The organism is Leisingera sp. M658 (assembly GCF_025144145.1).
Lineage (GTDB): Bacteria > Pseudomonadota > Alphaproteobacteria > Rhodobacterales > Rhodobacteraceae > Leisingera.
On the sequence record NZ_CP083546.1, the window covers coordinates 4,279,216 to 4,298,695 of the forward strand.

The following is a 19,480-nucleotide window of genomic DNA, read 5'->3' on the forward strand; positions in this document are numbered from 1 at the left end:
CTGACCGTTTCCGAGATACTGCAGGGGGCCTGAACGAAACAGGCCCCCTGCCCAAAAAAATAAAGACCCGACGGGGAACCCAATGAGTGATATTACCCAATCCGGCCCGGTGCTGGCGGCCGACGGCAGGCCGCTGAAGCGCAGCCTGGCGCGCGCACTGCGCATGCAGAAGCTGCGCGCACTGCTGCTGATCGCGCCGCTCTTGCTGTTCATCCTTATAACATTCATCCTCCCGGTTGCGGACATGCTGTTCCGGTCGGTAGAGAACCGGATTGTCGAGGATACACTGCCCCGCACGGTTGAAGTTCTGGCAGACTGGGACCCTGCATCGGGTCAACTGCCGGAGGAGGCTGCTTTTGCCGCTCTGGCCGCCGACCTTAAAGAGGCGGCAAACGTGAAGACCCACACCAAAGTTGCCAAGCGTCTGAACTATGAAAACCCGGGCCTCTCGTCTGTGTTCCGCAAGTCCGGCCGCAAGGTCAAGAATTGGGATATCGCAAACGACGGCCCCTACCGCGAAAAACTTATAGAACTGAACGACGGCTGGGGCGATCTTGAGCTTTGGCGGACGATTAAGACCTATTCCGGCACTTTCACTTCAGGCTATTTTCTGAACGCAGTTGATATGCGTCTGGGGGCTGAAGGCGCTGAGATCCGCCCGGAGAACGAACGGATCTACAACACCATGCTGATCCGCACCATGCGGATGTCCCTGATCATCACCTTCAGCTGCATCATGCTGGGGTACCCGGTTGCCTGGATCCTGGCGAACCTGCCCACACGCCAGGCAAACCTGCTGATGATCCTGGTGTTGCTGCCGTTCTGGACATCGCTTCTGGTGCGGACCTCCGCCTGGAAAATCCTGCTGCAGCAGCAGGGGGTGATCAACGACACGCTGGTCTGGATCGGACTGGTGGATGACGCTAACCGATTGGTTCTTATCAACAACGAGCTGGGCACCATCATTGCGATGACCCATATCCTGCTGCCGTTTATGATCCTGCCGATGTATTCGGTGATGCAAACAATCAACCCGTCTTACTTGCGCGCCGCCAAATCCCTCGGGGCAACCGACTGGACCGCATTCTGGCGCGTCTACTTCCCGCAGACCGTGCCGGGCATCGGCGCCGGGTCGATCCTCGTCTTCATCCTGGCTGTTGGCTACTACATCACTCCGGCTCTGGTCGGCGGCACCAAAGGCACCTTTATTTCGAACCTGATCGCCTACCACATCTCGACGTCGGGCAACTGGGGTTTGGGCGCAGCACTGGGCGCAATCCTTCTGGCGGTCGTTCTGGCCCTCTACTGGGTCTACGACAAGATCGTCGGCATCGATAACGTGAAGCTGGGATAACGGACATGAGCGCACTTCCTCCTTATGCAACCACCGGCCAGCGTGCCTGGTACTATTCCTTCCGGGTCATCTGCGGATTGGTGTTCTTCTTCCTGATCGCGCCGATCGTGGTGATCATCCCGCTCAGCTTCAACGCGCAGGACTTCTTCACGTTCACGCCGGAAATGCTGCGGCTGGATCCCGAAGGATATTCGCTGAAACACTACCGCGACTTCTTCAGCAATGACTCCTGGCAGTCCGCGATGTGGAACTCGCTGAAGATCGCGCCGATGGCGACCATTGTCTCGGTCACTTTCGGCACGCTCGCCGCCATCGGTCTCAGCCAGCCGCATGTGCCCTTCCGCCGGGCAATCATGGCGATCCTGATCTCGCCGATGATCGTGCCGCTGATCATCTCCGCGGCAGGCATGTATTTCTTCTACAGCCGTATTGGCCTGCAGGGGACCTACATTGGTGTGGTGCTGGCGCACGCGGCGCTGGGCATTCCGTTTGTGATCATCACGGTGACCGCAACCCTGGTCGGCTTTGACCGTTCCCTGACCCGCGCCGCGGCCAATATGGGTGCGGATCCGGTCACCACCTTCTTCCGGGTGCAAATGCCGCTGATCCTGCCCGGGGTTATTTCGGGCGGCCTGTTTGCCTTCATCACCTCTTTTGACGAGGTTGTCGTGGTGCTCTTTGTTGGTTCAGCCGGGCAGAAGACATTGCCTTGGCAGATGTTCATCGGCTTGCGTGAGCAGATTTCGCCAACCATTCTGGCTGTGGCAACCCTGCTGGTTGCGATCTCCATCATGCTGCTGGCTGCGGTAGAGATGCTGCGCCGCCGTTCCGAGCGCCTGCGCGGCATGTCCCCCGGCTGATCTGATTGCCTGACCTTCAAACCAGCAAAGGCCCCGCCAAGCGGGGCCTTTCCCTTGTTCATCTGGCGAAAAATATCCCGGGAGTGAATTGGCCGTAAGGCCAAGAGGGGGCTGGCCCCCTCCTGCTACCGCAGGTCTTCCAGCAGCCTTGGTGAGGCATATCCGTCCGGCGTCAGGCCTTTGGCGACCTGATAGGCACGCACCGCGCCAATAGTTTTTGGCCCGATCTTGCCATCAATGCCCTCGGTGTCAAAACCCGCCCGGGTCAGCCGCTGCTGCATCTCTTCCCGTTCGGACAGGGTCAGCGCCCGGTCGTTGCGCGGCCAGCTGCCCTGGATCGGCGCGCCGCCCTTGATCCGGTCGGCCAGATGACCGACACCGATCACATAGGCGTCGGCAGTGTTGTAGCGCTCCAGTACCGCAAAGTTTCCAAAGATCATGAAGGCTGTACCGGTACTGCCCGCCGGCAACAGGATTGCGGCGGGGCCGTGATCAGCGACCGGGTGTCCATCCAACCCTTTGACGCCAAGTGCTGCCCAGTCCGAGGCGTTTTTTTCAATCTCCCGATCCGCCAGAGTGTAGTCAAACCCCTTAGGCAACGCCACTTCCACACCCCAGGGCTGGCCTTTCACCCAGCCGAATTTCTTGAGGTAAGCCGCGGTTGAGGCCAGCGCATCAGCCGGATTGTCCGACCAGATGTCGCGCTTGCCGTCGCCGGTGAAATCCACTGCATAATCCAGGTACGATGTCGGGATGAACTGGGTGTGCCCCATGGCACCGGCCCAGCTGCCGGTCATTTTGCGGGCTGCGACATCTCCGGCCTGCAAGATCTTCAGTGCGGCCACCAGCTGACCCTCGAAAAACGTCCCGCGCCGCCCGTCAAAGGCCAGCGTTGCCAAGGAACGGATCACATCCATCTTGCCGCGGAACGTGCCATAGCTGCTTTCCAATCCCCAGACCGCCACCACGATCTCTTTTTCGACGCCATAGGTTGCTTCGATTTGATCCAGCCGGGCGCGCTGTGCCTGCAGTGCCGCCTTGCCGTTCTTCACCCGCAGCTCCGAGGCGGCGCTGTCCAGATAGTCCCAGATCGTCTTGGTGAATTCCGACTGGTTGCGGTCGCGGCGGATCACCTCAGCATCATAACTGACCCCGGAAAAGGCACTGTCCAGCACCGGTGCGCTGACGCCCTGCGCTTTGGCACGGCTGCGGAACGCCTTGATCCAGCCTTGGAAATTCAGGTCAGCAGCGGCAAGCACAGGCTCTTGGATGGCGGCCGCTGGCCTTGCCGCAGGTCGCAGAGCTGTGGCTGCAGCCAATTGAATGGCTTCGCCCTGTACCTCTTGTTCATGAAGCCCTGGCCGCTGGGCGGGCCTCAGGGAACTGTCTGGTGCGGCCTCTGCCGCCATGGCGCCGCCTGCTACCAGGGACGCTGCAACCCATTTGCGCATGTTGCACCTCATTATCACTGCTCCCCTCCAGTCTAGCGGCGGTGCCGTCCGGGTAAAGAGGTCAGTCATTGCATGTGCGGCGGGCCGCCTGCCGGTGCTCCTGGCGGAACTGCTCCAGCGCGTCCCGCAGCATCGGCACCCGGTGCGGGCGGAAGCTTTGCCCTGTGACTTCCAACGTCTGCATCCGGTCCAGACGGAACACGCGTATCGCCTCGCGCAGGCAGCACCAGGCAATCAGCACCGTTGAGCGGTCGAAATAAACCACGCTCAGCGGCTTCACCTGCCGCTCGGTCACTGCGCCATGCCCGTCAGTATAGCCAAAGCGCACCTCCACCTCGTCCCAGGTGGCCTGACGCAACTCCTGTGCCGAAATCGCGGGCGGAATGGGCCGGTCGAAGCGGTAGGGCGCCAGCACGGCGTGACGCAGCCGGTGCGCCTGCCGCGGCGGCAGCCGCGCCTGCAGCTTGCGCAGCGCTTCCGAGGCCGCGGTGGCCAGCTCGGGATCGCCGATCTGTTCAACTTCGCGCAGGCCGAGGACCAGCGCCTCCAGCTCGGTGTCGCGAAACCCCATCGGCGGCAGCGCGTTGTCCTCGATCAGGGTAAACCCATAACCCGCCTCGCCGTCGATCACGGCACCCATCTCACGCAGGGTGGCGATGTCACGGTGAATGCTGCGGGCAGATACCCCAAGTTCCTCGCCCAGCCGTGCCGCAGTATGCGGTCCAGGTCCAAGGCGCAGGGCCTGCATCAGCTGGAAGAGGCGGTGGGTTCGGGACATGGCCCATTCTCTCTACGACTGATGACAGTTTTTGTCACCATGCTGATTTAGGTTGTCAGCAACCCGAGATGACAGGAGCCCGGAATGCTGACCCTTCTTACCTATCCCCGAAATGGCACCGTTTTCAGCCTCAGCCCGTTTTGCGTCAAGGCAGCCTTGCTGCTGGCCTATGCTGGCCAAACCTGGACCCGTGAAGACCTGAACGACCCCCGTAAGATGCCGCACCGCAAGCTGCCGGTGCTGCGCACGCCAGGCGGGCTGGTGCCGGACAGCAATGCAATCCGCGCTTGGCTGGAACAGCAGGGCACGGATTTTGATGCTGCGCTCGGAACACGGGACCGGGCCCAGGCGCAAGTGCTGATCCGCATGTCCGAGGATACGCTTTATTTCCACGTGGTGCGTGACCGCTGGGACAATGATACAGTCTGGCCGACGATCCGCGACAGCTACTTTCATGAAATCCCTGCGCTGATCCGCCGCCCGGTGACCAGCTCAATCCGCAAGTCGGTCCATAACGGGCTGATGTTCCAGGGCACTGCCCGGTTCAGCGAGACCGAACGCAGTCAGCGTCTGGACCAGGATCTGCGGGCGCTCGCCGATTTGCTGAAAGGGCAGGATTTCCTGTTTGGCGCCCAGATCTCCAGTGCCGATTTCAGCGTCGCTTCCATGCTGCAGGCGATGGGGACAACACCTGTCCGCACCCCGCTGGTCAGCCGTATCCTCGACGATGCGGTCCTGCAGCCCTATGTTGATCGTGTGTTTGAAACGGTGCCGTTGCCATGACCCCGCCCTTTGCCAATCCCGGAATTGAGGCCGCATTTGATGTGCTGGACCCGCAGGCCCGCGCCGGCCTGCTGGCGCTGCGCAGATTGATCTTCGACATCGCGGCGCAAACGCCAGAGGCCGGGCGGATCGAGGAAGTCCTGCGCTGGGGCCAGCCCTCCTATCTCACCGCCGAGCGCAAAACCGGCACCACCCTCAGGCTGGGGGTGCCCAAGGGCGCGCGCTTTGCGCTGTTTGTGCATTGCCAAAGTCGGCTGATCCCGGAGTTTGCCGCCGCCTTCCCGGCCTGGGACCGGTTCGAGGGCACCCGTGCAGTTCTGTTCAACGATCCCGCCGAAGTCGAACCCCTTCGCCATGGCTGGCTGATCAAGCGCGCGCTGACCTACCGAATCCGGGCACCGCTGAAAATTCCGGCCTGACAAAATACCAGGCTGTCCCCACGGGGACAGCTGCTTAATCCCGCCGTTTGCGCTCAACTTTGCGTTTTACTTTGGCGGCCTTGTGCTTGGACTTTGCTGCCTTGCGCTTGACGGTCCGGCCCGCCGGGCTGCGCCGTCCGCCTTTGCGGGATCCGCCGCCCTTGGGCAGTTCCAGGTTTGCAATTGCCAGCAACTCCAGCTCCAGCCCGCCGGTCACCGGTGCCGCCTGCACCAGCCTCACGGTGACCCGTTGGCCGATGGCCAGTGTCATGCCCGTATCGGCCCCCATCAGCGTGTCGGCCTGGGCGTCGAAATGGAAAAACTCCCGCCCGATTGAGCGCACCGGCACCAATCCGTCGGCGCCGGTCTCATCCAGTTTCACAAAGGCCCCGAACCGGGCAATACCGCTGATCCGCCCTTCGAATTCATTGCCCACCCGTTCGCTGAGGTAGGACGCCAGATAACGGTCGGTGGTGTCCCGTTCAGCAATCATCGACCGCCGTTCGGTGTCAGAGATATGGGTGGCGGTGTCCTCCAGCCGTTCGATCTGGGCTTCGTCCAGCCCATCGTTGCCCCAGCCATGCGAGGAGACCAGCGAGCGGTGCACGATCAGGTCCGCATAGCGGCGGATCGGCGAGGTGAAATGCGCGTAGTTCTTAAGTGCCAGGCCGAAGTGGCCAAAGTTCTCCGGGTTGTAATAGGCCTGCTGCATCGACCGCAGGGTGGAGATGTTGATCAGCTCCGCCTCATCGGTTCCCGCCGCGTGGTTCAGCAGCGCATTCAGATGCCGGGTTTGCAGCACCTGGCCCTTGGCCAGATTCAACCCCGCCGCACGGGCGGTTTCGCGCAATGCTTCCAGCTTTTCCTGCGCCGGTTCCTCATGCACCCGGAACAGCAGCGGCGAGCGTTTCTTGATCAGCGTCTCTGCCGCGGCGACATTGGCAAGGATCATGAACTCCTCGATCAGCTTGTGCGCATCCAGCCGGTCGCGGAAGGCAACCGAGGTGACCTGACCGGCGTCATCCAGGATGATTTTGCGTTCCGGCAGGTCCAAGTCCAGGGGTTCCCGCACCGCACGCGCTCTTTTTAGAGCCTGATACGCGGCAAAAAGCGGCTTGATCACATCTTCCACAAAAGGCGTGGTTTTTTCATTCGGAGTGCCATCAATGGCCTCCTGCACCTCGGCGTAATGCAGCGAGGCGGCAGAGCGCATCAGCCCGCGCACAAACCGGTGTCCGATCTTGTTGCCATCGGCGTCCACCTGCATCCGCACCGCAATACAGGCGCGCGGCACCCCTTCATGCAAGGAACACAGATCGCCCGACAGCCGGTCCGGCAGCATCGGCACAACGCGGTCCGGGAAATAGCTGGAGTTGCCGCGTTTGCGCGCCTCGCGGTCCAGCGCAGAGCCGGGGCGCACGTAAGCGGCCACATCGGCAATCGCCACCCAGATCACATGGCCGCCGGGGTTTTGGGGGTCGTCATCGGCCTGGGCAAAGCAGGCGTCGTCATGATCGCGCGCATCCGCCGGGTCGATGGTGACCAGCGGCAGCTCGCGCAGGTCTTCGCGGTCCTTGAGGCCCATCGGTTTGGCGGCATCAGCCTCGGCCATGACCGGGTCGGGGAAGTGATCGGGGATACCATGCTGATGAATGGCAATCAGCGACACCGCCTTGGGCGCTGCCGGGTCGCCCAGCCGTTCCACGATCCGCGCGCGCGGCAGGCCCATGCGGCCCTTGGGTCCTGCCTGTTCGGCCTCAATCAGCTCGCCGTCTTTGGCGCCGTTGACGGCGTCCGGGGCCACCATCCATTCGCTGGAGGCGGCCTTGTCGATCGGCACAATCCGCCCGCCTTCGGAACCGGCGCGGAAGATACCCAGCACCCGTTTCGGGTTGCTGCCGATGCGGCGGATCAGCCGGGCCTCATAGTTGTGGTCCTGATCCGGCACCAGCTGCAGCTTGGCCAGGATCTTGTCGCCTTCGCCCAGGGCCGGATCTGAGGCGCGGGGGAGGACCAGAATAACCGGCTCCACCCCTTCGCCATGCCATTCCAGCGGCCGACCATACAGGTCGCCATCCGCATCTGGCGCCTTTACCTGCAGCACGGTCACCGGCGGCAGCTGGTCCGGGTCGCGGTAGGTCTTCTTGCGCTTTTGCAAATGGCCCTCACCCTCCAGCTCCTTGAGGATGCGCTTGAGGTCGATGCGGTCGGCGCCCTTGATGCCAAAGGCCTTGGCGATGTCGCGCTTGGAGGTATGGGTCGGGTTGGCGGAGATCCAGTCGAGGATTTCGGCCTTGGAGGGAATACGGCTCATACTTCCCGCGTAGCATGGCGCGGGGGCGGCGTCATGGTGAAAAGCGCAGCTTAGCGGCGGGGCAGATCGGCAGCGGTGTCGACGTCGCGCAGAGTATCGGTCAGGGCGATGCGGCATCCGGGCAGGGTCTGCAGGGTATCAGCCAGCGCGTGTTCCGTTGACCAGCGGGTGTTTTGAAACAGACCGTGGGGCAGGCGGGCCGGGTGTTTGGCGCCCACCAGCCAGTAACCGCCATCCTCCGCGGGGCCGAAGACGGCGTCGTGTTCACCAAGGACTGCAAAGGCGCGGGCGATATGGGGGCGGGTGACGCCGGGGATGTCAGCGCCGATCAGGCAGGCAGGACCAGGCACAGATTGCAGCATCCGTTTCATCCGCTGACCCAAGTCGCCGCTGCCTTGCGGCAGGCGGGGCAGATCAGCGGGCCAGACCTTTGAATTCACCGCGATGTCGGGAGCTGCCGCCAGCACAATCTGCCAGCGCGGATCGCGCAATCGCCGTATCAGCCGGGCGGATTGGTGGCGGAACCACCAGGTTGCCGGAATCACGCCGATACCCCGGCCCAGACGGGTCTTGACCCGGCCCGGGCGCGGCTCCTTGACCATGATGATCAGGGTGCGTTTCACGTGAAATCGCGCAGCATGTCCCGGTGATCGATACCGGCATCGTCATAGACCGGGCCAAAGGCGGTGAACCCGAGCTTTTCATAGAACCCGATGGCATGGAGCTGCGCGCCCAGCTTGGCTTTGGATATGCCCGGTTTGGTCCGCGCGGTTTCCACCGCCGCTTCAATCAGCTTGGCGCCCAGCCCGGTGCCGCGGGTAGACTGCAGCACGCAGACCCGGCCGATCTTGGCGGTGTCGCCTTTGAAGACAATCCGCGCGGTTCCCACCGGATCACCGTCCTGAACGGCCAGCAGGTGGGTGGCAGAGGCATCCAGCGTGTCCTGTTCCTCTTCCACCGGCACGCCTTGCTCTACCACAAACACCTGGTGGCGCAGAGCAAAGCAGGTCTCAAGGTCGTCGGTGACAGCCATGCTCAGGCTCATGCAAAGAAATCCTGCAGAATGCGGGTGTAGATGGATTTCAGCTGGTGGATCTGGGCGACCTCCACCCGTTCATCCACCTGATGCATGGTTTTGCCGACCAGGCCGAATTCTACCACTGGGCAGTGGTTTTTCACAAACCGCGCGTCCGACGTGCCGCCAGTGGTCGAGAGGTCAGGTTTGCGGCCCGTTTCCGCCTCTACCGCCGCTGAAACCAGATCTGACAGCGCACCCGGCGGGGTGATGAAGCTTTCGCCGGAGACTTTCACCTTAATCCCGATTTCAACACCGAATTCGGCTGCCACTTTGCCGGCCTCGCCTTGCAGCCACGCGCTCAGGCTGGCGCCGCTATGAGAATCGTTGAAGCGGATGTTGACGGTTGAGGCCGCCTGTGCCGGGATCACATTGGTGGCCGGGTTGCCGGTGTCGATGGTAACGACCGCCAGCGTCGAGGCATCAAAATGATCGGTTCCCTGGTCCAGCTCATGGCTGGCCAGGCGGTCCATCAGCCGCGCCATCGCGTTCAGCGGGTTGTTGGCGCGGTGCGGATAGGCCGAATGCCCCTGTACGCCGGTGACTGTGAACCATGCTGTGAGAGAGCCGCGGCGGCCGATCTTGATCATCTCGCCCATCTCATCGGGGCAGGTGGGTTCCCCCACCAGGCAGACCGACATCTGCTCGCCTTCGCGGTCCATGTAGTCCAGCAGCGCGGTGGTGCCGTCCACCGCGTCGCCTTCCTCGTCGCCGGTGATGGTCAGGATGATGGCACCGTCCGGCGGTGTATCCCGCACAAAATCAATGGCTGCGGCAGCAAAGGCGGCAACACCTGACTTCATGTCGGTGGAGCCGCGCCCGTACATGAAACCGTCTTTCTCCTCGGCGCCAAAAGGTGGCATGGTCCAGGCGGCCTCATCCCCCAGCGGCACCACATCGGTGTGGCCGTTGAAGCCAAATGTTTTGTCATGGCTCTTGGCGCCCCAGCGGGCAAACAGGTTGGAAACGTCACCGCGGTCCGTTCGGGTGCAGGTGAAACCGGCATTGCTCAGCAGTTTCTCCAGCAGCACCAGCGCGCCGCCTTCCTCGGGCGTCACCGACGGGCAGCGGATCAGGTCGGCAGTCAGGCGGGCGGGATCGGTTTGCGGCATCGGCGGGCTCCTGAATTACGAGTGCACACAGGCCTAGCGCGGATCGGGGCGCGGTGCAATTCGCCGCTGCAGCAGAGAATGTGGCGCAAAAGCTGCGGTTTTGCAGATGCGCCCAGGCCAATCTGACTCAGGTAAAATTTTATGTTAAGGCTTTGTTAATAATGACCCGAGGCAGGGCAACCAAACGAGCAACAAGGGCCGCAAAGGCCAAGCAGGAGCAAGCTGTGCGCAGCCGCGGCGCGCCTGTAATTGACAGCAGGTGCAGGCCTGTGTCTCTCGTTTGTCCGGCCTCTGACAGGCAAGAGGTGGGCAAATCATGGCAACAGGCGCTGAACTCAATTATCAGACGAACGCCTCTGCAACGCAGATGGCGCAAACAATTTTTGGCGATGGAGCCACTGTTGTCGGCGCTTCCTATTCGGGGTGGAGCCAGTCCTCGGCGATCTATTCAAATGGCGATACCCTGGCGCCGGGCGCAACACCCAGCGATTCAGGTGTCATTCTGTCGACCGGGCGGGCCAGCCATTTCACCCGCTCCGGCGGCGACCCTAACCGGTCCACCCAAACCTCGACCAACACACCTGGCGAAAGCAATAACGCTGATTTTAATGCCGCAGCGGGCACCAATACTTATGATGCTTCCTATCTGGATGTGAGCTTCATTCCCGATTCGGATGTGATGACGATGCAATTCGTCTTTTCCTCCGAAGAATTTCCGGAATTCCAAAATTCGGTCTATCAGGACGTGGTGGCGGTCTGGGTCAATGGTGAACAGGTGTTGATGGAAATCGGCAACGGCCAGGCCAATCCCAGCAACATCAGTTCCTCTATCAACGAGAATCTGTATCTCGATAACGCCGGCGACGATTTCAACACCGAGATGGACGGGCTTACCCTGACCATGACGCTGACGATGCGTGTCAACCCCGGTGAGGTGAACGACATCCGCATCGGCATCGCCGATGTGAGCGACAGCCGCTACGACAGTAACCTGCTGATCGCCGCAGATTCGGTGCAGACCGATCTGGTGGCAATGACCGACAAGGTTTTTGTTGCACCGGACAGCAGTAAGACAATCGACGTTCTGGCCAATGATGTGAACAATTCCGGCAGCAGCCTGACCATCACCCATATCAACGGCACCGCGGTGACAGCCGGGTCGGTGGTGACGCTTAATACCGGGCAAGAGGTGCAGCTGAACGCGGATGGCACGCTGACCCTGATCGGTGATGGCGATGTTGAGGACTTCAACTTTACCTATAGCGTGACCAATGGCGTCAATTCCGATACCGGCTTTGTCAATGCCAGCTCGATCCCCTGTTTCGTGGCGGGCACCCGGATCCGGACCCCCTATGGCGAGGTGCCGGTGGAGGATCTGATGCCCGGTGATCTGGTGGAGACCCGCGACGATGGTGCGCAGGTGCTGTGCTGGACCGGCGGGCGATCGGTGGCGGCAGAAGATGATTTTGCGCCGATCCGAATTGCCGCGGATACGTTTGGCCGTCATGGCGAACTGATGGTTTCTCCGCAGCACCGGGTGCTGGTGCGCGGCGCCCATGCTGAATTGTTCTTTGGCGAGGAAGAGGTGCTGGTGGCAGCCAAGGATCTGGTCAATGGGCGCAGTGTGGCACGTTGTCCGGGCGGCGAAGTCACCTATGTGCATCTGATGTTCGACCGTCATCAAGTGATTTACTCCGAAGGTCTTGCTACTGAGAGTTTTTTGCCCGGCCCGCAGATCGTCAACCTGTTCGACCGGCCGGTGGCAGAGGAGATCTGCGCGCTGTTCCCGGAGCTTGATCCGGAAACAGGCGCGGGTTACAGCGCCGCAGCGCGGCCTGCGCTTAAAGCCTATGAAGGACGGCTGCTGGCCGCGATCCAGGCGGCCTGACGCCGGTGGGCTGGTTTGCGGTCTTTGGCAGCGGCCACAGCTGGAGCGATCCGCAGGTGCTGCTGACAGCGGGGGGATCTGGCAGCGACGGCCTGTTGGTGCGCGGCACAATCATGCTGGAATTCCAGCTGCCGGAAAGCGCACGGCCAGAGCCGCTTCTTCTCTACTCTCAAGGCGGCGATTGGCCGTTGCGGCTGGCATTGCAAGCGGTGCCGGGCGGCGGCCTAAGTTTTGTGCTGGAGCAAAGCGGTTCCGTGCTGCACCAGACGCTTAATCCAACCTGCCTGGGCCGCACCGGCCGGCTGCGGCTGCTTTATGCCTGGGATGCACCTGCCCGCACAGGGCGGCTGACGCTGGAACAGCCGGACGGCAGCCAGATGCAGATTGCTGCACTGGCTGGACCCAAACCCTGGCGGCTGCGGGATCTGCAGGCGCTGACCGGACCGTTGGGTTATGTGGCGCCGGCAGTAGAATACGTGGCGTTCTCCAGCTGCATGGAGCCGGCCGGTCCGGCCCCGGCGCTGCTGCCGTCCACCCCGATTGCCACACCTGAAGGCTACCGTGCGCTGATGGTCTGCAACGGGGCGACCTGGTTCTGACCAGCAGCGGTGAGGCGGTGCCGGTCTTGCATGTGATCGAACGGCAGGTGCCGGCGCTAGGCTCCTTTGCGCCGGTGCGGCTCAGGGCGCCCTATTTCGGGCTGCAGCGGGATATTCACGTGGCACCGTTTCAGCGGCTGGTGCTGTCAGGATCCGAGGTGGAGTATTTGTTCGGCCAGCCCGCGGTTCTGGTGCCGGCGGGCAATCTGCTGGGGACCGGCACCGCCTTGCCGGGCGCGCCAGGCAGCAGCCCGCTGATCACTTACTGCCAGGCGGTGCTGCCGGATCATGAGCCGCTGCTGGCGGCCGGCGCCATGACTGAAAGCCTGTTTCTGGGCCGTCTGCGCCGCGATCCCCAGCGGCTGGCTGCCAGCCTTTTGGCACCGCTGGGCGCCGCAGCCCTGCCCCAGCACCGGCAGCCGAAATTCCCGGTGCTGCGGGCCTTTGACGCCGCAGTGCTGGCCGAACGGCGGACCGCCTGACACATCCGCAGCTTCGATTCAGGTCTCTGCTGCCAAGGTGCTTGCGTGAAAAAGGGGAACCGCCTAAGGACGTTAAAACCATCCCAGAGGCCTGACCCGAGCGTTTCCGTGCTGTATCTTCGCCTGACCACCGCCGCCCTGTTCCTGCTTTGGGGGCAATTGCTGTCTGCGCAGGTGCTGACGGTAAACACGGTTACCCGGCCGCCCTTTTCCATGCTGGAGGAGGGGCGCGACACCGGCTTTTCCCTGGAACTCCTGAAAATTCTGGCGGCGCGGCTGGACTGGGACTACCAGATTAACCGCACGAACAGCTTTGCGGAGATGCTGGAGGGGGTGCGCAGCGGCGAGGCGGATCTGGCCGCAGCCAATATCTCCATCACCGCATCGCGCGAAATTGCGATGGATTTCAGCCATCCGATTTTTGAAAGCGGGCTGCAGATCTTGGTGCAGGCCGATGAAATCCGCCAGCCGTCCCTGATGCGGGCATTATTGTCCTGGGATCTGGTTGCCGCCATCGGCATTGCCTTCCTGCTGCTGTTCGGCGGCGGCATGCTGATGTGGGTTTTCGAGCGCCGCGCCCAGCCCTATTTCGACCGCCCCTTGAAAGAGGCCTGGTTTCCGTCCTTCTGGTGGGCGCTGAATCTGGTGGTGAACGGCGGATTTGAGGAACGGGTGCCGCGTACGCCGGTAGGGCGGATGTTCGGCGTGGTGCTGGTTGTGTCGTCGCTGTTCGTCGTCTCGGTCTTTGTCGCCAAGATCACTGCTGTGATGACGGTAGAGGCGATCAGCGGCTCGGTGAACTCGGTCAACGATCTTTATGGAAGATCGGTTGCAACCATTGGCGGGTCGACGGCAGCCGGGTTCCTTGACCGGCGCGAGATCGACTATTCCGCCTTTAGCGGTCTGGAAGAGATGCTGGCCGCCTTTGAAGCCGGTGAGGTGAAGTCATTGGTTTTTGATGCGCCGGTGCTGAATTTCTATGTACAGCAAGGCGGGCATCAATACGGCCAAACCATCGGCCAGCCCTTCCTGCGCGAGAATTACGGGCTGGTGTTCCCGGCCGGCTCGCCGCTGGTGGAAGATGCCAACCGGGTGTTGCTGGCGATGCAGGAAGACGGCAGTTATGACGCCCTTTACCGTAAATGGTTCGGCAGCCAGAACTGACCTGCGAAGTTAGTGGAAAACCGGCTCCTCGCCGTCAAAGAACGGGGTCATCTGGGCAACGATCACGGCGTTTTCCTCCAGTGCCCGCTGCATCAGCGCGCGTTCTTCATCACCGATCTCATGGCCTTCGGCCTCACGTTCTTCCAGGGTGCCGTATCCGGTCACATCCAGCGGCGCGGTGTCGGCCTGTTTCAGAATCGCCACGGTTTCGCGCACCGCCTCGGCCTCGTCCACGCCGGAGGCATAGATCATCAGCGCCGCGCCAGTGGCGCCATCAGGCAGGCCGTCGCCGTCCTTGCGTCCGATCTGGACAAGCAGGGTATAGACTTGCTGGCGGGAGGGTTTCTTCTTTTCCATGCCGCCGCCATAGCGCCGGGGCGGGGGGGTGGTCAATCAAATAGCGGCAGCGGGGAAACTGTCCGGGCTGGTGAAAGGCTTGCAAGCAGGCGTGATCAGGATTTATGTCTACGCTTAATCAGTTTCCAAAGGACCCGCCGATGCGCATCTCCGCTTTGACTGCCCAGCCGGTGCCTTGGAAAAACGGCGGCGGTGTGACCCGCGAATTGGCCTTGCATCAAGAAGGCGGCCAGTTGATCTGGCGTCTCAGCCTGGCGGAAATTTCGCGCAGCGGCCCGTTTTCCGCCTTTCCGGGCCTTGCCCGCATCCATTGCATCGTGGAGGGCGCGGGCCACACACTGTCAAATAACGATACACAGCTGCAAGCGTGGCCGCTGAAACCGCTGCGTTTCGATGGCGGCTTGGATTTGGAAAGCCGTCTGCGCGAAGGGTCCTGCAAGGCTTTCAACGTGATCTACGATCCGGTGCGGGTCACGGCAGACGCCGCAATTTTGCGAGACGGCGCGCTGCCCGATGCAGCAGGCAGCCAAGTGTTCTTTGTTGTATCCGGCAGCCTGAATCTTGCAGGCCAGGGGCACTTTGCCCCAGGCGAAGGGATCGTCCTGGAAAGCACCGCCAGCGGAAGGATCTCCGATGGCGGCGTGGTTATCCAGTTGCGGTTTTTGCCTGTTTAGAGACTGTTCAGCAGATCCCTGATCGCGGTCCGGTATCCCGCAACCACACTGTCGCGGGCGATATGGCGGCCCTGTTGCACAACATGGCGGCCGGCGCTCCAGACATCCGTCACAGTGTCGTCGCCTGCCGCAAAACACAGCCCGTCCAGCATCTGCTCCGGCTTCAGCGCGCAGAGCGCCGGGACGCTGCTGTCGATGGCCACTAGATCCGCCAGCGCGCCTTCCTTGATCCGGCCGGCATCCCGGCCCAAGGCTTGCGCGCCGCCTTTGGCTGCGCCCAAATACAGCGTTTCCCCTACCGAGCCTGCTCCCGGCACCAGCACATTGCGGGCCAGGTCGCGCAAACGTTGGGAATACTCTAGCGTGCGCAACTCTTCGGGCAGCGAAATCCGCACGTTAGAGTCTGAACCAACCCCGAACGCGCCATCATTCGCCAGATACTCTCCCCCGTTGAACGGGCCGTCGCCCAAGTTTGCCTCTGTAATCGGGCACAGCCCTGCGACCGCTCCCGAACGCGCCATGCCGGCGGTCTCAGCGCTTGTCATGTGGGTGGCATGGATCAAGCACCATTTACCATCGACGGATGCGTTGTCCAGCAGCCATTCGACAGGACGTGCAGCCAGCCAATCACTGATGTCGGCGACTTCTTTTGGCTGCTCGGAGATATGGATATGCACCGGCAGCCCGTCCTGGATCTGCAGCACTGCTGCCAGGTCCTCGGGGCAGGTGGCGCGCAGCGAGTGCGGTGCGATGCCGACGCAGGCGTCCTGCGGCAGATCCCGCGCAGCAATTTTGCGGGCCCGGGCGACCAATTCAGAGAATTCCGCAACCGAATTGCCAAACCGCTGCTGGCCCCCATTCAGAGCCTGTTTTCCCGCCCCGCCGTAGGTATAGAGCACAGGCAGATGGGTGAGACCGATACCGGTCTGGCTGGCGGCGGCAAACACCCGCTCGCTAAGCTCGGTCAGTGATGCAAAATGCGCACCGCCCGGCTGGTGATGGACATAGTGGAACTCGCCCGCGGAGGCATAGCCGGCTTCCAGCATCTCCATGAAAACCAGCGCAGCGATAGCCTCGTATTGCTCCGGGGTGATGCGGTCCACGAACCGGTACATCAACTCGCGCCAGGTCCAGAAGCTGTCCTTGCCCGCGGCGCGGTATTCGGTCATTCCCGCCATCGCGCGCTGAAAGCTGTGGGAATGCAGATTGCCCAGCGACGGCAGCAGCACATCTGCCCGCGCGTCGCCCGGCTGCGGCTGGGCACCGGATTCCAATGAGCAAATCCGGCCGCTCTCAATCGTCAGCCGGAGGTTCTCTGCCCATCCTTGGGGCAGGCGGGCGTGCTGGGCGAAAATGGTCTGCATCTAACCCTCTTATGTGTAGATGTAATACTATTAGCGGCATGTTTTTTGTGCTGCAAGAGTATTGCGCTGGAGGGGCGCTGCCCCTCGGCCTCGCGGCCTCACCCCGGGATATTTCCGGCAAGAGGAATAGCGGACCCCTGTTTCTTTCTCTTGCTCGAAATATCCTGGGGTTTGGGGCAAAGCCCCAATAAAAAACGCGCCCGGATGGGGCGCGCTCTATTGTTTCTGCGATGCGGCCCGGATCAGTCGCGCAGCAGCTCGTTGATGCCGGTTTTGGAGCGGGTCTTTTCGTCCACCCGCTTCACGATGACCGCGCAGTAGAGGCTGATGTTGTTCTTCGACGGCATCGAGCCTGCGACCACAACCGAGTAAGGCGGTACTTCGCCATAGGTCACTTCGCCGGTTTCGCGGTCGACGATCTTGGTCGATTTGCCGATGAACACGCCCATGCCCAGAACCGAGCCTTCGCGCACGATGCAGCCTTCGACCACCTCGGAACGGGCGCCGATGAAACAGTTGTCCTCGATGATGGTGGGCCCCGCCTGCATCGGTTCCAGCACGCCGCCGATGCCGACGCCGCCCGACAGGTGCACGTTCTTGCCGATCTGGGCGCAGGAGCCGACGGTGGCCCAGGTGTCGACCATGGTGCCTTCGCCGACATAGGCGCCGAGGTTCACGAAAGACGGCATCAGCACCGCGCCCGGCGCGATGTAGGCGGATTTGCGGACCACGCAATTGGGCACCGCGCGGAAGCCAGCAGATTTCCACTGATCTTCACCCCAGCCGGCAAATTTGCTGTCGACCTTGTCCCACCAGCCGCCGGCCTGCGGGCCGCCTTCGTGGATTTCCATGTCCTTGATCCGGAAGCCCAAAAGCACCGCCTTCTTCGCCCATTGGTTCACGTGCCAGTCGCCGCTGTCCAGCTTTTCGGCCACACGCAGGGAACCGGAGTCCAGCGCATTCAGGGTGTCTTCAATGGCTTCACGCTGCTCGCCGGTGGTGGCGGGGGTGATGGTGTCGCGCGCCTCCCAGGCGGCTTCGATCGCTGCTTCCAGCTGGGCGTTGGACATGGGGGTTCCTCCGGCATTCGTTAGATTCGGGGTTACATAACGGCAATCTGCCCGCAGGTCATGTCCGGATTGCGTCCAAATTGCCGCCCCCGACGGCGTTTTGCCGGCAGTCAGCGCACCCGGCGCAGGTGCCGGCGCAGAATTTCGCAAGCCGCAGCGGGATCGCGGCGCTCCATCGCCTGCACGATCGCGGCATGATCACTGTCTGTCCGGCGGGTCCATTGATGCTGCCAGTTGGCAAACAGATGCCGGGCAGCGGCGATATGCAGATCGTCAATCGAGGCCAAGAGCCGGGGCATCGCGCAAGGAGCAAGGATCGTCTTGTGAAAGGCACGGTTAAGCCGTTCCCAACCGGCCATGTCCTGTGCCGCATCACAGGCGAGACGGGCGGCCTCGGCGGCTTCGATATCCTTTGGTGTCAGGCGGGCAAAGGCGTGGGTCAGGGCCAGAACCTCCAGCGCCACCCGCATCTCGATCACCTCACGGATTTCGGAAGGGTCCAGGGCGCTGACCCGGGTGCCGCGGCGGGGTTCGGACACCGCCAGCCCATGTGCCTCAAGCCGCAGGAGCGCCTCCCGCACGGGCACATGGCTGGCGTCAAATTCGCGCGCGATATGATCCTGGCGCAGCTTTTCCCCCGCAGGCAGGCTGCCGGTAATGATGCGCTCGCTCAGGCTGCGGTAGATGGTATCTGCGATGGTTGCCGACATATCTTGGCGATACCGGGGCTGATGGAAGGCCGCAAGGATTATCCCAGCGGGTCCGGGGCTATGTTGCCGCCGCAGATCAGCACCGCCACACGCTCGCCGGGCGCAGGGCGGTAGGCTCCGCACAACAGTGCAGCCAGGGCGGTGGCGCCTGCGGGTTCGACCAGGATCCGCCGTTCGCGCCACAGCGCGGTCTGGGCCCTGGTGATGGCGCTGTCCGGTACGGTCACCGAAGTCAGGCCCGGTGCCGAGGCGAGTTCGAAACAGATAGCACCTATGCGTTTGGCGCCAAGAGCGTTGGCCGCGACGCCGGAGACGTCCACATCCACCGGTTGGCGGGCCAGCAATGCCGCATTCAGCGCGCAAGAAGTTTCGGGCTCCACCGCCACGATCTTCTTTGCCCCCTGGAACCAGGCCAGCGCGCCGGCAATCAGCCCGCCGCCGCCCACCGCGATCAGAAGGGTATCCGCCTCAAGGCCTTGGGCCTGCCATTCGGCAAAGCAGGTGCCCTGGCCCGCAACAGTGGCTGGGGCGTCGTAGGCGTGGACCTGCATGGCGCCGGTCTCTGCCTCGTAGGCCTGGGCCTGCTCCAGTGCGTTGGCATAGGCGCCGGGCACCACCTGCAGATCAGCCCCGGTGCGTTCGATCAGAGAAATCTTGGCCGGGCCGGCCATCTCGGGCACATAAATCCGGGCCTTGTGGCCCAGCTGGTGCGCGGCATAGGCCGCGGCGGCGCCGTGGTTGCCGCCAGAAGCTGCCACCAGTCCCGCCGGCGGCACTGGCTGGCTCAGCAATGTGTTAAAGGCACCGCGGGCCTTAAAGCTGCCGGTGTGCTGCATGTGCTCCAGCTTCAGCTCCACCGGGAAATCCAGCCCGAAGCCCTGTGTCTGCATCACCGGGGTCTGCTGCACATGAGGGCCAACGCGTTCTGCGGCTTTCCTGATTTCATCCTGCCAGTTCATGCGCCGATCTCCCTGCCTGCTGCGCCGGAACCTTAGCCGCGCTACCGCCGGGCGCAAGCGGGCAGTG

The 19,480-nt window shown here is 62.5% G+C and carries 19 protein-coding genes and 1 pseudogene; 9 read left to right on the plus strand and 11 right to left on the minus strand.

The annotated features are described in order from the left end of the window. Positions 1-82 precede the first annotated feature (82 nt). Together K3724_RS20895 and K3724_RS20900 are read left to right on the plus strand one after the other, a co-directional pair. Positions 83-1,354 (plus strand): ABC transporter permease, encoded by a 1,272-nt coding sequence (locus K3724_RS20895; protein WP_259988867.1) that lies wholly within the window; start codon positions 83-85, stop codon positions 1,352-1,354. A gap of 14 nt (positions 1,355-1,368) precedes the next feature. Next, positions 1,369-2,214, plus strand: a pseudogene (locus K3724_RS20900) (ABC transporter permease); the annotation flags it as partial. Positions 2,215-2,339: 125 nt separating this feature from the next. Here K3724_RS20900 and K3724_RS20905 read toward each other — a convergent pair. Both K3724_RS20905 and K3724_RS20910 read right to left on the minus strand, forming a co-directional pair. Then, the gene (locus tag K3724_RS20905) at positions 2,340-3,665 is read right to left on the minus strand and encodes a lytic murein transglycosylase (protein WP_409201393.1); all 1,326 of its coding nucleotides are present in this window, start codon (positions 3,663-3,665) and stop codon (positions 2,340-2,342) included. Between the two features lie 61 nt (positions 3,666-3,726). Beyond that, the gene (locus K3724_RS20910) at positions 3,727-4,443 is read right to left on the minus strand and encodes a YafY family protein (protein WP_259988871.1); all 717 of its coding nucleotides are present in this window, start codon (positions 4,441-4,443) and stop codon (positions 3,727-3,729) included. An 84-nt stretch (positions 4,444-4,527) separates the two neighbouring features. On the opposite strand from K3724_RS20910, the gene K3724_RS20915 reads away from it, so the two are divergent. Together K3724_RS20915 and K3724_RS20920 are read left to right on the plus strand one after the other, a co-directional pair. Beyond that, positions 4,528-5,226, plus strand: coding sequence for a glutathione S-transferase family protein (locus tag K3724_RS20915; RefSeq protein ID WP_259988873.1), 699 nt, complete (start codon positions 4,528-4,530; stop codon positions 5,224-5,226). Beyond that, positions 5,223-5,645, plus strand: coding sequence for a DUF1801 domain-containing protein (locus tag K3724_RS20920; protein ID WP_259988875.1), 423 nt, complete (start codon positions 5,223-5,225; stop codon positions 5,643-5,645). Before K3724_RS20915 ends, K3724_RS20920 begins: the two co-directional genes overlap by 4 nt. A 34-nt stretch (positions 5,646-5,679) precedes the next feature. On the opposite strand, the gene rnr is transcribed toward K3724_RS20920, so the two are convergent. Genes rnr through dapE form a run of 4 tightly spaced genes read right to left on the minus strand, consistent with a single transcriptional unit; the run spans position 5,680 to position 10,146 of the window. Then, complete coding sequence (rnr, locus tag K3724_RS20925) at positions 5,680-7,959, minus strand: ribonuclease R (RefSeq protein WP_259988877.1); 2,280 nt, start codon at positions 7,957-7,959, stop codon at positions 5,680-5,682. A gap of 50 nt (positions 7,960-8,009) precedes the next feature. After that, on the minus strand, positions 8,010-8,582 hold the full coding sequence (locus K3724_RS20930) for a TIGR04282 family arsenosugar biosynthesis glycosyltransferase (protein WP_259988879.1): 573 nt from the start codon (positions 8,580-8,582) through the stop codon (positions 8,010-8,012). Then, positions 8,579-9,004, minus strand: a complete 426-nt coding sequence (locus K3724_RS20935) for a GNAT family N-acetyltransferase (protein ID WP_259988881.1) — start codon at positions 9,002-9,004, stop codon at positions 8,579-8,581. Before K3724_RS20935 ends, K3724_RS20930 begins: the two co-directional genes overlap by 4 nt. After that, on the minus strand, positions 9,001-10,146 hold the full coding sequence (gene dapE, locus K3724_RS20940) for a succinyl-diaminopimelate desuccinylase (RefSeq protein ID WP_259988883.1): 1,146 nt from the start codon (positions 10,144-10,146) through the stop codon (positions 9,001-9,003). The genes K3724_RS20935 and dapE overlap by 4 nt, the downstream gene beginning before the upstream one ends. 316 nt (positions 10,147-10,462) lie before the next feature. Here dapE and K3724_RS20945 point away from each other — a divergent pair, with 316 nt between their 5' ends. From K3724_RS20945 to K3724_RS20960, 4 genes are all read left to right on the plus strand, one after another. Next, positions 10,463-12,034 (plus strand): Hint domain-containing protein, encoded by a 1,572-nt coding sequence (locus tag K3724_RS20945; RefSeq protein WP_259988885.1) that lies wholly within the window; start codon positions 10,463-10,465, stop codon positions 12,032-12,034. Positions 12,035-12,039: 5 nt separating this feature from the next. Then, a complete protein-coding gene (locus K3724_RS20950) occupies positions 12,040-12,633 on the plus strand; it encodes a hypothetical protein (protein WP_259988887.1) in 594 nt (197 codons plus the stop codon). Positions 12,634-12,665: 32 nt separating this feature from the next. Continuing rightward, a complete protein-coding gene (locus K3724_RS20955; protein ID WP_259988888.1) occupies positions 12,666-13,115 on the plus strand; it encodes a Hint domain-containing protein in 450 nt (149 codons plus the stop codon). A gap of 108 nt (positions 13,116-13,223) precedes the next feature. Next, positions 13,224-14,279: a transporter substrate-binding domain-containing protein gene (locus K3724_RS20960; protein ID WP_259988890.1), complete on the plus strand. Its 1,056-nt coding sequence runs from the start codon at positions 13,224-13,226 to the stop codon at positions 14,277-14,279. A 9-nt stretch (positions 14,280-14,288) separates the two neighbouring features. Here the strand turns inward: K3724_RS20960 and K3724_RS20965 are convergent, their stop codons facing one another. After that, positions 14,289-14,636: a hypothetical protein gene (locus K3724_RS20965; RefSeq protein ID WP_024092300.1), complete on the minus strand. Its 348-nt coding sequence runs from the start codon at positions 14,634-14,636 to the stop codon at positions 14,289-14,291. 104 nt (positions 14,637-14,740) lie between these two features. Here K3724_RS20965 and K3724_RS20970 point away from each other — a divergent pair, with 104 nt between their 5' ends. Next, the gene (locus tag K3724_RS20970; RefSeq protein WP_259988892.1) at positions 14,741-15,310 is read left to right on the plus strand and encodes a HutD family protein; all 570 of its coding nucleotides are present in this window, start codon (positions 14,741-14,743) and stop codon (positions 15,308-15,310) included. Here K3724_RS20970 and K3724_RS20975 read toward each other — a convergent pair. The 4 genes from K3724_RS20975 to K3724_RS20990 form a co-directional block, all read right to left on the minus strand. Then, the gene (locus tag K3724_RS20975; protein WP_259988894.1) at positions 15,307-16,674 is read right to left on the minus strand and encodes a formimidoylglutamate deiminase; all 1,368 of its coding nucleotides are present in this window, start codon (positions 16,672-16,674) and stop codon (positions 15,307-15,309) included. The genes K3724_RS20970 and K3724_RS20975 overlap by 4 nt on opposite strands. Positions 16,675-16,916: 242 nt before the next feature. After that, positions 16,917-17,744 (minus strand): 2,3,4,5-tetrahydropyridine-2,6-dicarboxylate N-succinyltransferase, encoded by an 828-nt coding sequence (dapD, locus tag K3724_RS20980; RefSeq protein WP_259988896.1) that lies wholly within the window; start codon positions 17,742-17,744, stop codon positions 16,917-16,919. A 110-nt stretch (positions 17,745-17,854) separates the two neighbouring features. Beyond that, complete coding sequence (locus K3724_RS20985; RefSeq protein WP_259988898.1) at positions 17,855-18,454, minus strand: GntR family transcriptional regulator; 600 nt, start codon at positions 18,452-18,454, stop codon at positions 17,855-17,857. A 38-nt stretch (positions 18,455-18,492) separates the two neighbouring features. Beyond that, positions 18,493-19,413, minus strand: coding sequence for a threonine/serine dehydratase (locus tag K3724_RS20990; RefSeq protein ID WP_259988899.1), 921 nt, complete (start codon positions 19,411-19,413; stop codon positions 18,493-18,495). Between the last annotated feature and the right edge of the window lie 67 nt (positions 19,414-19,480).

What these genes read in the sequence shown, in the direction of transcription:
- K3724_RS20895 (WP_259988867.1), top strand. Translation starts at nt 83, where the DNA reads ATGAGTGATATTACCCAATCCGGCCCGGTGCTGGCGGCCGACGGCAGG.
- K3724_RS20905 (WP_409201393.1), bottom strand. Translation starts at nt 3,665, where the DNA reads ATGCGCAAATGGGTTGCAGCGTCCCTGGTAGCAGGCGGCGCCATGGCG.
- K3724_RS20910 (WP_259988871.1), bottom strand. Translation starts at nt 4,443, where the DNA reads ATGTCCCGAACCCACCGCCTCTTCCAGCTGATGCAGGCCCTGCGCCTT.
- K3724_RS20915 (WP_259988873.1), top strand. Translation starts at nt 4,528, where the DNA reads ATGCTGACCCTTCTTACCTATCCCCGAAATGGCACCGTTTTCAGCCTC.
- K3724_RS20920 (WP_259988875.1), top strand. Translation starts at nt 5,223, where the DNA reads ATGACCCCGCCCTTTGCCAATCCCGGAATTGAGGCCGCATTTGATGTG.
- rnr (WP_259988877.1), bottom strand. Translation starts at nt 7,959, where the DNA reads ATGAGCCGTATTCCCTCCAAGGCCGAAATCCTCGACTGGATCTCCGCC.
- K3724_RS20935 (WP_259988881.1), bottom strand. Translation starts at nt 9,004, where the DNA reads ATGAGCCTGAGCATGGCTGTCACCGACGACCTTGAGACCTGCTTTGCT.
- dapE (WP_259988883.1), bottom strand. Translation starts at nt 10,146, where the DNA reads ATGCCGCAAACCGATCCCGCCCGCCTGACTGCCGACCTGATCCGCTGC.
- K3724_RS20945 (WP_259988885.1), top strand. Translation starts at nt 10,463, where the DNA reads ATGGCAACAGGCGCTGAACTCAATTATCAGACGAACGCCTCTGCAACG.
- K3724_RS20965 (WP_024092300.1), bottom strand. Translation starts at nt 14,636, where the DNA reads ATGGAAAAGAAGAAACCCTCCCGCCAGCAAGTCTATACCCTGCTTGTC.
- K3724_RS20970 (WP_259988892.1), top strand. Translation starts at nt 14,741, where the DNA reads ATGTCTACGCTTAATCAGTTTCCAAAGGACCCGCCGATGCGCATCTCC.
- K3724_RS20975 (WP_259988894.1), bottom strand. Translation starts at nt 16,674, where the DNA reads ATGCAGACCATTTTCGCCCAGCACGCCCGCCTGCCCCAAGGATGGGCA.
- dapD (WP_259988896.1), bottom strand. Translation starts at nt 17,744, where the DNA reads ATGTCCAACGCCCAGCTGGAAGCAGCGATCGAAGCCGCCTGGGAGGCG.
- K3724_RS20985 (WP_259988898.1), bottom strand. Translation starts at nt 18,454, where the DNA reads ATGTCGGCAACCATCGCAGATACCATCTACCGCAGCCTGAGCGAGCGC.
- K3724_RS20990 (WP_259988899.1), bottom strand. Translation starts at nt 19,413, where the DNA reads ATGAACTGGCAGGATGAAATCAGGAAAGCCGCAGAACGCGTTGGCCCT.